The sequence below is a fragment of the Arthrobacter sp. R1-13 genome, from assembly GCF_054161475.1.
The window spans coordinates 2,270,493-2,285,212 of sequence record NZ_CP096420.1 but is presented as its reverse complement, the minus strand read 5'-3'; the positions used below and the strand labels follow the sequence as shown (position 1 = coordinate 2,285,212).

General features: G+C 61.8%; 10 protein-coding genes. 5 read left to right on the top strand and 5 right to left on the bottom strand.

The annotated features are described in order from the left end of the window. Window positions 1-129 precede the first annotated feature (129 nt). The 4 genes from sucB to M1D88_RS10460 all read right to left on the bottom strand — a co-directional run bounded on the left by sucB (window position 130) and on the right by M1D88_RS10460 (window position 6,302). Window positions 130-1,908, bottom strand: a complete 1,779-nt coding sequence (gene sucB / locus M1D88_RS10475; protein WP_458110840.1) for a 2-oxoglutarate dehydrogenase, E2 component, dihydrolipoamide succinyltransferase — start codon at window positions 1,906-1,908, stop codon at window positions 130-132. Window positions 1,909-2,025: 117 nt separating this feature from the next. Beyond that, entirely contained in the window at window positions 2,026-3,408 is a 1,383-nt protein-coding gene (gene lpdA, locus M1D88_RS10470; RefSeq protein WP_458110839.1) for a dihydrolipoyl dehydrogenase, read from the bottom strand. Window positions 3,409-3,910: 502 nt separating this feature from the next. Continuing rightward, on the bottom strand, window positions 3,911-4,546 hold the full coding sequence (locus M1D88_RS10465; protein WP_458110838.1) for a ScbR family autoregulator-binding transcription factor: 636 nt from the start codon (window positions 4,544-4,546) through the stop codon (window positions 3,911-3,913). 229 nt (window positions 4,547-4,775) lie between these two features. Next, window positions 4,776-6,302, bottom strand: a complete 1,527-nt coding sequence (locus M1D88_RS10460) for a leucyl aminopeptidase (RefSeq protein WP_458110837.1) — start codon at window positions 6,300-6,302, stop codon at window positions 4,776-4,778. Window positions 6,303-6,606: 304 nt separating this feature from the next. On the opposite strand from M1D88_RS10460, the gene M1D88_RS10455 reads away from it, so the two are divergent. From M1D88_RS10455 to M1D88_RS10440, 4 genes are all read left to right on the top strand, one after another. After that, window positions 6,607-7,545, top strand: coding sequence for a proteasome assembly chaperone family protein (locus M1D88_RS10455; protein WP_458110836.1), 939 nt, complete (start codon window positions 6,607-6,609; stop codon window positions 7,543-7,545). A 35-nt stretch (window positions 7,546-7,580) separates the two neighbouring features. Continuing rightward, the gene (locus M1D88_RS10450; RefSeq protein ID WP_458110835.1) at window positions 7,581-8,915 is read left to right on the top strand and encodes an MFS transporter; all 1,335 of its coding nucleotides are present in this window, start codon (window positions 7,581-7,583) and stop codon (window positions 8,913-8,915) included. Window positions 8,916-9,046: 131 nt separating this feature from the next. After that, a complete protein-coding gene (locus M1D88_RS10445; RefSeq protein WP_458110834.1) occupies window positions 9,047-10,342 on the top strand; it encodes a DUF4192 family protein in 1,296 nt (431 codons plus the stop codon). 286 nt (window positions 10,343-10,628) lie between these two features. Continuing rightward, window positions 10,629-11,936: an RNA polymerase sigma factor gene (locus M1D88_RS10440; RefSeq protein WP_458110833.1), complete on the top strand. Its 1,308-nt coding sequence runs from the start codon at window positions 10,629-10,631 to the stop codon at window positions 11,934-11,936. 194 nt (window positions 11,937-12,130) lie between these two features. Here M1D88_RS10440 and M1D88_RS10435 read toward each other — a convergent pair whose 3' ends face one another. Further along, window positions 12,131-12,352 carry a DUF7455 domain-containing protein gene (locus M1D88_RS10435; RefSeq protein WP_247044971.1) on the bottom strand — a complete coding sequence of 74 codons (222 nt, stop codon included), beginning with the start codon at window positions 12,350-12,352 and terminating at the stop codon, window positions 12,131-12,133. 223 nt (window positions 12,353-12,575) lie between these two features. Here M1D88_RS10435 and M1D88_RS10430 point away from each other — a divergent pair, with 223 nt between their 5' ends. Beyond that, entirely contained in the window at window positions 12,576-14,684 is a 2,109-nt protein-coding gene (locus tag M1D88_RS10430) for a DNA gyrase/topoisomerase IV subunit B (RefSeq protein ID WP_458110832.1), read from the top strand. Window positions 14,685-14,720 lie beyond the last annotated feature (36 nt).

Genomic DNA, 14,720 nt, shown 5'->3' with positions numbered 1-14,720 from the left:
TAGTAAGGCGGTCGCGCGTTTCGCTTCCGGAAACTACAGGTCAAACGACGACGGCGGCCCTGGCTTCTGGTGGATGTTCCACCGTTGCCCGCGCCGCCGCCGTGCTTGAAATGTCAGCCCTGCTGAGGGTTAGAGCCCCAGGTCAGACTCGAAGGCACCTGATTCGAGGCGTGCCTTCAGGGTCTGCAGGAAACGACCTGCATCTGCTCCATCGACCAGTCGGTGATCGTACGTCAGGGAGAGGTACATCATGGAGCGGATGGCCAGTGAGTCATCGCCGTTCTCATCAGTGACGACTACAGGCCGCTTGACGATGGCTCCAGTTCCCAGGATGCCGACCTGCGGCTGGTTGATGATCGGGGTGTCGAACAGTGCGCCGACCGATCCGATGTTGGTGATGCTGAACGTTCCGCCGGAGAGCTCGTCCGGGCCGATCTTGCCGTTGCGGGTACGGTCGGCGACGTCGGCAATCTTGCCGGCAAGGCCGGCGAGGTTCAGGTTGCCGGCGTCGGAGATGACAGGAACCAGGAGGCCCTTGTCTGTGTCCACGGCAATCGCCAGGTGCTCGGCGTTGTGGTACGTGATTTCCTGCTTTTCCTCGTCGTAGGCTGCATTCAGCTTCGGGTGCTGCTTCAGCGCCTCGGCAACAGCCTTGGCGATAAAGGGCAGGAACGTCAGCTTCACGCCGTTCTGCGCCTGGAAGGAGTTCTTGGCCTTGAGCCGGAGCTTCGCAACCTTCGTCATGTCCACCTCGTGGACCTGGGTCAGCTGGGTCGAAACATCAAGCGACTCGCGCATGCGCCGGGCGATAACCTGACGGATGCGGGGCGCTTTCTGTACCGTACCGCGGAGGGAAGCAGCGGCAGCCGATGCAGCTGACGGGGCCGATGCGGCAGGTGCGGCCGCCGCAGGAGCAGCAGCCGGAGCTGCACTTGCTGCCTTCGCTTCTGCTGCATCCAGCACGTCCTGCTTGCGGATCCGGCCTCCGACGCCTGTTCCCGTGAGCGAGGAGATGTCCACACCCTGCTGGTTGGCCAGTTTGCGGACCAGGGGAGTCACGTAGCCGGATTCTGCAGCCGGCTCGGTAGCCGCCGCAGCAGGAGCCTGAGCCGGTGCGGGTGCGGCGGCGGGTGCCTCCTGCTTGGCTTCGGCAGCGGGTGCCGGTGCAGCAGCAGGAGCGGGTGCCTCCTGCTTTGCTTCGGGGGCAGGTGCCGGTTCCTGTGCCGGGGCCGCAGGGGCGGGTTCCTGTGCCGGAGCCGCGGCTCCGGAACCGATGACAGCCAGGACGGCGCCGACCTCGGCGGTCTCGTCCTCGTTAACACGGATTTCCTGAAGGGTTCCGGCCACAGGCGACGGAATTTCAGTGTCCACCTTGTCGGTCGAGACCTCGAGCAGCGGCTCGTCAACTTCGACGCTGTCACCGATAGCCTTGAGCCAGCGGGTCACCGTACCCTCAGTGACGCTTTCGCCCAGGGCCGGAAGTGTGACTTCATGGCCCTCGCCGCCAACAGCCGGTGCAGCTCCAGCTTCCGGCGCCTGAGCCGCCGGGGCTGACTCAGCGGCAGGCGCCTCTGCGGCAGGTGCTGCCTGCGCTTCAGCGGCCGGTGCCTCAGCCTCAGCAGCGGGTGCTTCCTCTGCAGCGGCCGGAGCCACCGCGCCGTTCGAAGAAGAGCCGTCCCCGATTCGGACCAGGGGCGCACCTACTTCGGCGGTCTCGTCTTCGGCAACGAGAATTTCCTCGATCACACCGGCGATCGGAGAGGGGATTTCGGTGTCTACTTTGTCAGTGGATACTTCGAGCAGCGGCTCGTCCACTTCTACCCGGTCACCTACCTGCTTAAGCCAGCGCGTAACGGTTCCTTCAGTGACGCTCTCACCGAGGGCGGGCAAGTTAACGGATTCAGACATATCGTCCCCGTTCTCCTTATTGATCTTTAGTGCGGATGGTTGCTGCTGCGTTGTTCGAGCTTAGTGCACGCAGCAGTTACTGCCGGGTGCACTAAACCCTGTTGCCTTGCGGGATGATTAGCCGTGAAGGGGCTTGCCTGCCAGAGCAAGATGGGCCTCGCCCAGTGACTCATTCTGCGTCGGGTGGGCGTGTACCAGCTGGGCCACGTCCTCCGGGTAGGCTTCCCAGTTCACGATCAGCTGGGCCTCGCCGACCTGCTCGCCCATGCGCGCACCGATCATGTGGACACCGACGACGGGGCCGTCCTTCTGGCGGACCAGTTTAACGATGCCGCTAGTGCCCAGGATGGAGCTCTTGCCGTTGCCGGCAAGGTTGTATTCCTGGGTCTGGACCTGGTCGTCGCCGAACCTCTCCTTGGCGGCCTTTTCCGTGTAGCCGACCGTCGCGATTTCGGGATCGCAGTAGGTGACCTTGGGGATGTTGACATCCTCGACGATCACTGGCTTCAATCCAGCGATTTCCTCGGCCACGAAAATGCCCTGCTGGTAACCGCGGTGCGCCAGCTGGACCCCTGGGACAATGTCGCCAATGGCATAGATGTTGCCAACGCCGGTGTGCAGGCGCTCGTTGGTGATGACAAAACCGCGATCAATGGTGACGCCGGCGTCCTCGTAGCCGAGGTTGGCAGTAACCGGTCCGCGACCGACTGCTACCAGGAGCAGTTCGGCCTCGAAGGTTTGGCCATCGACCAGCGTGACCTTGACACCGTTTTCGTCCTGCTCGACTCCCTGGAAGAAGGTGCCGGTGGAGAACTTGATGCCCCGCTTCTTGAAGGCACGCTCAAGGTGCTTGACGATGGCGGCGTCCTCGTTGGGAACCAGCGAAGGCAGGCCTTCGACGATGGTGACGTCAACTCCGAACGACTTCCAGACTGAAGCGAATTCGACGCCGATGACGCCGCCGCCCAGAACGATGACGCTCTTGGGGATGTAGTCCATGGTCAAAGCTTCGTCGGAGGTGATGACGCGTCCGCCGATTTCCAGCCCCGGCAGGGAGCGGGAGTACGAGCCTGTGGCCAGCACGATATTCTTGCCCTTGTAGGCTGTTCCGTTCACGACAATGGTGTCGGTGCCCTGGAGCTTGCCTTCACCCTCGATAACGGTGATGCCTTTGGACTTGATGAGTCCCTGCAGGCCCTTGAATTTTCCGGCGATGATGCCGTCTTTGTAGGCGTTGACCGCAGTCATGTCGATGCTGTCAAGGGTCACGTTGACCCCGTACTTTGAGGCATCGCGGGCATGATCTGCCAATTCAGCGGAGTGCAGGAGTGCCTTGGTGGGAATACAGCCGTTGTGGAGGCAGGTTCCACCGAGCTTGGCTTTTTCAACCAGCCCAACAGTGAAGCCGAGCTGAACAGCACGCAGGGCGGTGGCGTATCCGCCGCTGCCACCACCGAGTACCAGGATGTCGAATTCTTGCGCAGTTGCCTGATCGGCCACTAAAACGCTCCCTCGCGTGAACGATGACGCGAGAGTACGCATCATCTGGTCTTGGAACTTGTTCTGCCGTGATTATGCCAGCAGGCAGGTTCTCTTGCATTTGTGACTACCAAAGTTCACCTTAGCGAACCACTTATCCATGCTCCACCTTGGAGCGGCGTTTGTGGAGCGCTTGTGGTCAGTGTCACGCAGCTTTGTGTCGAAGGGATCAGAGGGCCGGGAGGTTCAACATCGGCGGACGCGGGGGCGATGGCACACCTGTCGCGGGCCTGCGAAGGGCTGGGCCATCAATGGCTTGCCCGCCAGCAGACCCGCGAGGAAGGCGGATCACGGTACAGCCCGGCTTGATCCAGGCGTTGCCGACGCCCCCCAAAGCTTGCGCCGGCACACAGACTTCGTTCCAGGCCCCCATCATGGCTGGCCGGGAATCATTGGTACCTAGACGAGGGTATGCGCAACCGGGGTCTAAAACAATATGGTTGACCGGTTTATGGGCGGATCGTTATTTACCTGAGATAAGAGCCGCGAGAGCCATGGGGTCCTCGTCATAGTCCTCGTGCATGATTCCGGGCAAAAGGATGGACCACATCTCTTCGATGCGTTGCATGACGTCCCGCCGGTCGGTCAGGATCCCGGACACCATCTGGACCCCTGTGAAGGAAGCGACCAAGTAGCGCGCAAAGGCGGCAGCAGTAACGGATGACCGGATCTGCTTCTCCTCCCGGGCCTGTTCTGCCAGATGTCCCATGGCGTCGATCCAGTCCTCATAGGGTCCGCGCACAGGTTGTCCGAAAGCGGTCGCTTCCAGCGTGAGTCGGATGCCGGCCCTGACTACCGGTTCATGGATGAGCTTGAGTCCGAACGCCCGGCACATCAGGATCATCGTTGTCAGTGCCGGACGGCTTTCAGCCAGGATGGCCTGGCCCTCCGCGAGAACTATCCGGTGCTGTTCTTCGATCACTGCACGGGCAAGGTCTTCCTTGCTTTGGAAATGAAAGTAGAGGGCTCCCTTAGTCACTTTGGCCGCCTGGGACACCTGGGTCAGGCTTGCGTTGCCGTAGCCGTGCTCTTCAAAGACGGCAGCCGCGCCTGCAATGATCGCCTCACGGGTTGCTTTGGCGCGATCCTGAAGGACCATTTATTGACCTCAACTCTGTACGAAGCGTTCTCCGGCGAAAATCCCCGCCCCGTGCCTGCCGGCGGACTTCTGATCCTAACAACATGAATGTTTTAGCTTTGCCCCTCAGTTTTAGAGACGCTCAAGCGTTTTCAGGGGGTGCCTCACCACGAGGGCCGGCCCGGGTGGCAGTCGAGTGTGCCGGTTGCAGTCTCTCCCGAAAACCGGCACACCCGGATCAGTAGTCCAACTAGGCTGACGCGGCCAGGAGGTCCTCGGCATAGGCAACCAATGTTCGGACGGTGCAGCCGGTGCCCTGTTTGGGGGTGTAGCCATAGGGACTGCCGTTGTTAAAGGACGGGCCGGCAATGTCGATGTGGGCCCATGGAATAGGCTCGCCGTCCTTGCCCTTGCCCACGAACTCCTGCAGGAACACCGCTGCGGTCATCATGCCGCCGTGACGTTCACCGATATTGGCGAGGTCGGCAACCTGGGAGTCCAGGCTGGGGCGCAGTTCTTCGGGCAGCGGCATCGGCCAGACCAGCTCGCCGGCGCGGTCGGCGGCGGCCTTCAGCGGCGCGGTGACACTGTCCGATCCCATGACGCCGGCCGTCCGGTTACCGAGTGCGATCAGTTGCGCGCCTGTCAGTGTTGCAACATCAATGATCGCGTCCGGGTACTCCTGGCTTGCCGCGACGATACCGTCCGCCATTACCAGGCGGCCCTCGGCATCGGTGTTCAGCACTTCGACGGTCTTGCCGCCAAACATCTTCAGGACGTCGGCGGGACGGGAGGCAGCGCCTGAGGGCATGTTCTCGGCAATGCACAGCCATGCGGTCGCCTTGACCGGCAGACCGAGCCCTGCGAGCGCCAGGACTGTGTTGAGTACGACGGCGGCGCCGGCCATATCGCTCTTCATGTCACCCATGCCAAGGGCCGGCTTGATGGAGATTCCGCCGGTGTCGAAAGTGATGCCTTTGCCCACCAAGGCAATTTTCGCCGTCGCCTTCGCCGGAGAATATTCGACCTTGACCAGGCGCGGTTGACGGGCAGAGCCCTTGCCGACGCCCATGATGCCGCCGAAGCCTTCCTTCTCCAGACGCTTTTCGTCCCACACCGTCACCTTGACAGGCAGGCCCTTGGACAACTCCTTCACCGCCTCTGCGAACGACTCCGGGTAGAGATGGCTTGGCGGCTGGTTGACCAGGGACCGGGTTGCGTTGACTGCCTTCCCGATGAGTGATGCCCGTTCTAACGCGTGGGGGAGTTCCTTGTCGCCAGCGAGTTCGGTGAAGATGACTGCGGTCTTCACCGGGTCCTTGAGTCCGTTTTTCTCTGAACGGTGCTCTGTGAAGGAGTAGGCGCCGAAGGAGGCACCTTCGGCGATGGCAGCGACGTCGCCGAGGGCCGCCGTCGGGAACGCAATAGTGACGCTGGAGAGCCCGGCGAGCTGGCGGACAGCTGACCCGGCCGCCCGGCGCAGTGACTCCTCGGAGATCTTCTGGCCATCGCGCACTTTGCCCAGGCCGGTCAATACCAGCAAAGAGGCACCTGTCTCGGGAAGGCCCGGAAGACGGATCAACTGGTCTGCGGCTCCGGTGACCCCAAGAACCTTCAGCGATTCGGCGAGGGCTTCGGCCGACTTCGCCGTCAACGGGTTCTCAAGGAGGACGGGACCGTCCGGTCCCTGCCCCACGCCGATGACAAGGGCTTCGCTGGGGGATTTTTTCAGGTCCCGGGCGATGGCGCTAAGTTTGATCTCAGTATTCTTGACCACGAGGATCAGTCCTCAATTCTCTGTGATTTCTTGGCAGGGAGTACATGTTGGGTGCCCCTGCCGGGGGACCGGCCAGCATCGGTTTGTGACGCAATCCGGAGTCTTCCTGCCGGATGTTGGGCCAGTTCCGATCGTAGCCTCTCACTGGGGTGCGTACTGAATTCCGTGAGATGTGCGGCACATCGGGCGGGAGGAATGCTTGGCGCTTCTTCGACGTTGTAAAGATTAGTCCGGCGTGCCGGTCCTCCGGCCCGCCCCGTGCGGTGTCACCTCCTCCCCACCGCAACTGTGAAAGGAACATGCCATGCTTGAACGGATATCCGGCTCGCTGCTGGACCCCCATGCGCTTTATGCAAGCGACAGCGAGCTGTTCCACGACCCCGCGAACCGCGGGTTGGACATGGTCATGGGGTTCACCGGCTTTGCCGATGCCGGTCATGTGGTCAAGCAGATCACCACCGAACTCCTCGAAACGCTGGAATCGGAACCCGTGGCTGTCTTCGACGCGGACCAGCTCATCGACTACAGGTCCAGGCGCCCCCACGTCAGCTTCGTGGAGGACCATTTGCAGGATTACCAGGCACCGAGCCTCTCGCTGTACAGGCTTGTTGATGGTCTGGGAAAGCCGTTTCTGTTGCTGGCAGGGTTCGAACCGGACCTTCAGTGGGAAAGGTTCGCCCGTGCAGTGCTGCACATTGTGGAGCAGCTTGAGGTAAACCTCGTCACCTGGATCCACTCCATTCCCATGCCGGTACCGCATACCCGGCCCGTGGGAGTAACGGTTCACGGCAACAGGCCGGAACTCATCGAGGGCATTTCGGTTTGGAAGCCCACAGTTGAGGTGCCCGCCGCAGTGGGTCACATTCTCGAACTCAGGCTGACAGAGGCCGGGCGCAAGGTGGCTGGATACGTTATCCATGTTCCCCACTATCTCGCCGAGGCGGAGTATCCTCCCGCGGCTGTCGCAGGATTTGAATACCTCGGCGCAGCGATGTCGCTGATGCTTCCGACGGACCGGCTTCGTGAAGCGGGTCGTGAAGTCGGGAGGCAGATTGCCGAGCAGATTGAGGCGTCTGAAGAAGTGCAGAATGTCGTGTCGCGCTTGGAGTCGCGGTATGACGAGAAGGCTGAAGGCACGGTCCGCCGATCGCTGCTGGCCGACGAGAACGACCAGCTGCCGAACGCCGATGATCTTGGTGCGGCAGTGGAGGCCTATCTGGCCAGCAAAGAAGCGGGTCAATAAATACGACTTATCCGGCCCGCGGGCATAATGGAGTGGTGACTGCACCCCGCGCCTGGCTCATCTGGACCATTGGTGTCTTCGCGTACCTGGTAGCTGTCAGCCAACGGACGTCCTTCGGTGTGGTTGGCCTGGAGGCAACAGAACGGTTCCATGCCAGCGCCGCGGAGATTTCCTTCTTCACTGTCCTGCAGCTGCTGGTGTACGCCGGTCTGCAGATCCCGGTCGGGATTTTGGTGGACAGGTTTGGGTCGCGGGCCATGATTGCAGGCGGCGCCATCCTGATGTGCCTGGGTCAGCTCCAGCTGGCATTTGCCGTCAACATTCCCGGCGGTGTCCTCGGTCGTGTCCTGGTGGGCGCCGGAGACGCGATGACCTTTATTTCGGTGATCCGGCTGATTCCTTTGTGGTTTGCGCCGGCGCGGGTTCCCCTTATTACCCAACTCACCGGGATGTCAGGGCAGCTCGGCCAGCTTTTCAGTGTTGTGCCGTTCGCTCTCATACTTCATTTGGCAGGCTGGACGCCCGCATTTCTGACGTTGGCGGGAATGTCCGGAGTCGCCGTCGTCCTGGTCCTGGTCCTGCTGAGGGATCTGCCCGCTGGACATCCCCGCTCCGACAAGGTCCAGGGACTCCGCGCCACGGGTGCGTCCTTATCGCGGGCCTGGCGCCAACCGGGCACCAGGCTGGGCCTCTGGAGCCACTTCACCATTCAGTTCAGCGGCACGGTATTTGCCATGACTTGGGGTTACCCGTTCCTCATCTCGGCCCAAGGTTTGGACACCGGTGTGGTTTCCGTCCTGATGGCCGTCTACGTTGCCGCGGCTATGGCTACCGGCCCGCTCATCGGCAGGTTCGTCTCGCGGCATCCGTTGCGCCGCTCAACAATGGTGCTCCTGATCGCGGCGGCCACAGCCGTCGCGTGGGGAGCCGTGCTGCTGATGCCCGGCAGGTCGCCCCTCTGGCTCCTGGCGGGACTGGTGGTGGTGTTGGCGATCGGCGGACCTGGCTCCATGATCGGATTCGACTTTGCCCGCACGTTCAATCCTGCCCACAGGATAGGAACCGCGACAGGCATTGTTAATGTGGGTGGATTCATTGCCGCCCTTGTTTGTATCTACCTTGTCGGACTGGTCCTGGACCTCCTTTACTCCACCGGATTTTCGCGTGGGGAACTGTACGGCCTCGAGCCTTTCAGGATCGCACTCAGCGTCCATTTCCTGTTGCTGGCGTTCGGTGTCAGCGCGGTCCTCGTGTGCCGGGGCAAGGTCCGGCGTCAGCTGGCGGCACAAGGCGTGGTTGTTCCGCCGCTGCTTAAGTCCATGGTAGAGCAGCGGCTGCGGAATGCGGAAAAGCGGCGCACACCTGGCTAAGGGGTGTGCTGCCGGGCGTCCATTCCTCCACAAGGCCCTGCCGGTTTGGTTATCCGTGTTCCCGTCTCGGTTGTCCACATAGCCCAAGGCAGGTCTCCCGGAGGTGGCGGTTGCTTGGTGACGCTGGAGGCATGACAAAAGACCATCTCACTATCAGCGGTCCTGAAGATATCCTTGGCTTCATTCCCCACACGCTGGGCTATTGGCCGAGCAACAGCCTGGTGGCGATGACCATGCAGGGCAAACGACTGGGGGCGACGCTTCGGGTGGATCTTCCGCCGAAGGATCAGTTGGAGTTCGGGCACTATGCCGAGGCTGTGGGCACCTACCTTGAGGCTGACGAGGCCGCCGACGGATCATTGCTCATCATCTTCAGCAATGACGGTTGGGGCCAGCTCACCGGGGACACGCGGCACCATGCGTCCACCGGGCCTTTTGAGAGTCCAGCTGTCCCGCACTCCGGGCTGCTTGCCGCGGTGGAAGAAGTCCTTGACTACTCAGGCATGCCTGTCAGGGACGTGTGGCTGGTCGGCGAGGACTTCTGGCGGAACGCCGGCTGCGCTGACGACTCCTGCTGCCCGCAGCCGGGCCGGTCCCTGGATGAGATCCGCGACAGCCGTTTGAACGCTGAAATGGTCTTCCGGGGGAGCAGTATCGGCCCAAACCCGGACACTCCGGCGGGACGCAGTTCCCAGGTCAAGCAGGGCGCTCCGGATCCGGTAATGGCAACGGCCCAACTGGCATGGGCCGGAACGTTCGCCCGCCGCAGCGCCAGCCGACAGCAATTCGACGCCGTCCTGGAGGCCTGGAATTCGGTTCTGGCGGCGGTGCCAGCCCAGCTGCCGCCACCGGAGGTATCAGGCTTCCTTCGCGCTTCGCTCTGCATCCCGGCCTGGCGTGATGCCGTGCTCGTTATGGCCGCGGCTGGAGCTGAGGCGGCAATTCAAGGTGCTGAGGAATTCGGTGTATTCCAGGCCGATGACGATGAACACCCGGACGGACCCTATAGTCCCCATATCGCCGGCTCACTTCCCGGCACCGCTCCTGCGGCCGGACGAAACCCGACGGCGGAGGCAGCCCCACCATCTGCGGGAGCGTCCGTCCCGAACTACGGCGAAGTGCTCCTGGGTTTGGCGCCGCGACGTCCGGATTGGACGTCGATGGACAGGCTGGAAAGGCTGCTGGTGCACCTGGATGAACCGGGCGGCGGGGAGGCTAGCGCGGCTGCCCTCACAGCGCGGGGGTGGATCGAATGGTGCCGGGGCCGGGGCTCATATGCCCATTCGCTGCTCGGGCAGGCAGCAGACATCCTCCCTGGCTACAGGCTCGCGGGTCTGTTGAACGAGGTGGTGCGGCGGGGCACTGTCTGCGGGTGGGCGGCACGAAGGGAGGCTGCCTGGCAAAAAATTGGTTCTGAGGCTGCCTGAGCAGTTGAGCTCGCTGCCTGCGAGCGTCTCCGGAAAATGCGGTAACAAGGGATTCATGAGGGGTTGATTCGGAAATCCGTGAGACAATGGATGCCGAGACCCGGTTGGGTCCGTGAATCAGGTGCGAGCCGTGTACCCCGAAACGGGAACATTGCAGCCATCCCGGCAGTTCTACTTAGTGGCCCTGCCGGCCGTGGTTGCACCTGATGTGAATCACGGACTTGACAGGGTCATAGTGGTGTTGCCCGTATGGTGATTCCACAGACCGCCGCTAGAAAGGTTTTCTGTGACCCCGTCTTCCGCGAAGAAGGAACCCGCCGACCAGGCCGAATTGTCTCCAGAGGAGAAAAAGGCGGCCACGAGCGCGAAGCGTGCCGCCACCCGAGCAGCCAACAAGGCTGTCAGAGGCGGCGATGACGCCGTGTCCGCAGCCGAACCCAAGAAGCGCGGGCCTAAGCCCGGCGCCAAAGCGGCAGCGGAAGCTGCCGGTAAGTCGCATGACGACGATTCCGATGACGTGGACGTCGAGGAAGACCTCGACGACGTAGTCCCTGATCCCTCAGAACTCACCGAGGAAGGCGAAGAGGGTGCCAAGGCTGCCGGTGCCGCCACTGGTTCCGGATTTGTTTATTCGGATGCCGATGATGACGACGCCCCGGTCCAGCAGGTCATGTCCGCCGGTGCTACAGCTGACCCCGTCAAGGACTACCTGAAGCAGATCGGCAAGGTGGCGCTGCTGAATGCAGAGCAGGAAGTCGACCTTGCGCTGCGCATCGAAGCCGGACTCTTTGCCGAAGAGAAGATCAACGCCGACGACGGCAGCATGGATCCGAAATTCAAGCGTGAGCTTGAGTTCGTGATCCACGATGGAAAGCGGGCCAAGAACCACCTGCTGGAGGCCAACCTCCGCCTGGTTGTTTCGCTGGCCAAGCGCTACACAGGCCGTGGCATGCTGTTCCTGGACCTTATCCAGGAAGGCAACCTGGGCCTGATCCGTGCTGTTGAGAAGTTCGACTACACCAAGGGCTTCAAATTCTCGACGTATGCCACGTGGTGGATCCGCCAGGCCATCACCCGTGCCATGGCTGACCAGGCCCGTACCATCCGCATTCCTGTGCACATGGTTGAAGTCATCAACAAGCTTGCCCGCGTGCAGCGGCAGATGCTTCAGGACCTCGGGCGTGAACCCACGCCGGAGGAACTGGCCCTTGAACTGGACATGACCCCCGAAAAGGTCGTTGAAGTTCAGAAGTATGGCCGCGAACCCATCTCGCTGCACACCCCCCTCGGTGAGGACGGCGATTCCGAGTTCGGTGACTTGATCGAAGATTCCGAAGCGGTGGTTCCTGCTGACGCTGTGAGCTTCACGCTGCTGCAGGAACAGCTCCACTCCGTTCTGGACACCTTGTCCGAGCGCGAAGCCGGTGTTGTAGCCATGCGCTTTGGCCTGACAGATGGCCAGCCGAAGACTTTAGACGAAATTGGCAAGGTCTACGGCGTCACGCGTGAACGTATCCGCCAGATAGAGTCCAAGACGATGTCGAAGCTGCGCCATCCGTCGCGGTCGCAGGTCCTGCGCGACTACCTCGACTAAACGCGGCCGCCCAACGCAGTCCGAACTAACGCTAATGGCCTCCGTCGGTATCACCGATGGAGGCCATTGCTGTTCCCGCTGTTCCCACCCCGCTGTTCCGGCTACCCTGGTTGGGCGAATCCCGCCTTCCCTGGGCCGGACAAAAATCAGGGCCCCTCCAAGATGGAGGAGCCCTGACGTGATCAGTGGAGCTGCTAGTCGACTGGAACCGGTTCCTTCTCGTGAAGCCGGCTGGTCTCATCGTGCCAGTCGGAGCTCAGCGGCTTCAGGGTGGCTTCGACCGCGCGGGCGTGGTGGCCGCAGAACAGCAACTCACCGCCGGAGGAACCGAGAACAACCCGGACGTATGCCTGTGCCCCGCAACGATCGCACCGGTCCAGTGCGTTTAGCGTGCGGTCCGCTACTGCTGTTGTCATTTCGGCCTCCTTAGTAGATCGGTAACTCTATATAACCAGCATTCGTTGCTGATCCACGGCAAGGATTGATCAAGTTCGCTGTCCGCGTATCACAGGTGCGTAACGAGTCGTAGCGTTACGAAGCCTCAGGGGAGTGGCAAACAGGGGCAGGCGGGCGGGGCGACTACCCTAGAGAGAGCATTTCCACCCCCAGCTATTCCGTCACTGAAGGAGTTCACCACCCGTGACACCCAGTTCTGATTACACTGCCCGGCACCTCTCCGTCCTGGAAGGCCTGGAGGCCGTCCGGAAGCGTCCCGGCATGTACATCGGCTCAACTGACTCCCGCGGACTGATGCATTGCCTCTGGGAGATCATCGATAACTCAGTTGACGAAGCCCTGGCCGGATTCGGCCATGACATCAAGGTCATCCTTCACGCTGATAATTCAGTGGAAATCCACGATGACGGCCGCGGTATCCCCGTCGATGTCGAACCTAAAACAGGGCTCAGCGGCATCGAGGTGGTCTTCACCAAGCTTCACGCCGGCGGAAAGTTTGGTGGCGGCTCCTACACAGCATCGGGCGGCCTTCATGGAGTCGGCGCTTCAGTGGTGAACGCACTGTCAGCCAGGCTGGACGCCGAAGTGGACAGAGGGGGCAAAACGTACCGCATGTCGTTCCGCCGGGGCGAGCCTGGCCGGTTCCGGGATGTCGGACCAAAGCCGGACCCGTCGGCTGTGTTCGAACCTTTCGTCGAAGATTCAGTGCTGGACATCATCGGCAGGGCCAAGCGCGGGGTTACCGGGACGCGGATCCGCTACTGGGCCGACCGTCAGATCTTTACCCCGGATGCGCGTTTTTCCTATGAAGAACTCGCATCACGTGCCCGCCAGACGTCATTCCTTGTCCCCGGACTGAAACTGACAGTCCGGGACGAGCGGCGCCTTCCCGGTACCCCGGGTGAATCAGGGGCACACGAGGAGGTGTTCCACCATGACGGCGGCATTTCAGAGTTCGTGGAGTTCCTCGCTGCCGATCCGGGCGTGACTGATGTCTGGCGCCTCCATGGCTCGGGCAAGTTCAAGGAGACAGTCCCGGTCCTTGATGAACGTGGTCACAGCCAGCTCGCAGAAGTCGAGCGGGAATGCGAAGTGGACGTTGCCCTGCGGTGGGGCATTGGCTACGACAGCACCGTCCGCAGCTTCGTCAACATCATTTCCACACCAAAGGGCGGAACCCACCAGTCAGGCTTTGAGCAAGCCCTGGTGAAGACGTTCCGTAAGGCTGTTGAAACCAATGCCCGCAAGCTCAAGGCGGGGAACGACAAGATTGAAAAAGACGACATCTTCGCAGGACTGACCGCCGTCCTGACGGTCCGCCTGGCCGAGCCGCAGTTTGAGGGCCAAACCAAAGAGATCCTGGGCACCTCCGCCGTCAGGGCAATTGTGGCCAAGGTCGTGGAGCGGGAAGTGACAGCGCGGCTCAACTCTGCCAACCGCAACGACAAGGCCCAATCGGCGCTCCTGCTGGAGAAGATCGTCAGTGAGATGAAGTCGCGGATCTCGGCCCGGGTGCACAAGGAGACCCAGCGACGAAAGAATGCGCTGGAGACGTCGTCGATGCCAACGAAACTCGCTGACTGCCGGACAGACGACGTCGAACGCTCGGAACTGTTCATCGTGGAAGGGGACTCGGCCCTCGGAACTGCCAAACTGGCTCGTTCGTCGGATTTCCAGGCCCTTCTGCCGATCCGCGGCAAGATCCTGAACGTACAGAAAGCTTCGGTGGGCGACATGCTCTCCAACGCCGAGTGCGCTGCCCTCATCCAGGTTGTGGGGGCCGGGTCAGGCCGCAGCTTCGACATCAGTGCTGCCCGCTACGGAAAAGTCATCCTGATGACGGACGCCGACGTCGACGGTGCCCACATCCGCACCCTCCTGTTGACGTTGTTTTTCCGGTACATGCGGCCGATGGTGGATGAAGGCAGGGTCTTTGCCGCTGTACCGCCGCTGCATCGTGTGGAGGTCATCAATGCAGGCCAAAAGGCCAACGAGATGATCTACACGTATTCCGAGGCCGAGCTTCATGGGCTGCTGGCGAGGCTGGCGAAGGAGGGCAAGCGCTACAAAGAGCCCATCCAGCGTTACAAGGGTCTGGGCGAGATGGATGCCGAGCAGCTGGCAGAAACCACCATGGACCCGCGGCACCGCACGCTGCGCAAGGTGGGGATCGAGAACGCCAAGCACGCCGAGGAGACCTTCGACCTTCTCATGGGATCTGACGTGGCTCCGCGGAAGGATTTTATTATCGCCGGTGCGGCAAGCCTGGACCGCGAACGTATTGACGCCTGAGTCCGTCTTACTCCGCCTGAATCCGCCCGGGAAGTT

What these genes read in the sequence shown, in the direction of transcription:
- sucB (WP_458110840.1), bottom strand. Translation starts at nt 1,908, where the DNA reads ATGTCTGAATCCGTTAACTTGCCCGCCCTCGGTGAGAGCGTCACTGAA.
- M1D88_RS10445 (WP_458110834.1), top strand. Translation starts at nt 9,047, where the DNA reads ATGACAAAAGACCATCTCACTATCAGCGGTCCTGAAGATATCCTTGGC.
- M1D88_RS10435 (WP_247044971.1), bottom strand. Translation starts at nt 12,352, where the DNA reads ATGACAACAGCAGTAGCGGACCGCACGCTAAACGCACTGGACCGGTGC.
- M1D88_RS10455 (WP_458110836.1), top strand. Translation starts at nt 6,607, where the DNA reads ATGCTTGAACGGATATCCGGCTCGCTGCTGGACCCCCATGCGCTTTAT.
- M1D88_RS10465 (WP_458110838.1), bottom strand. Translation starts at nt 4,546, where the DNA reads ATGGTCCTTCAGGATCGCGCCAAAGCAACCCGTGAGGCGATCATTGCA.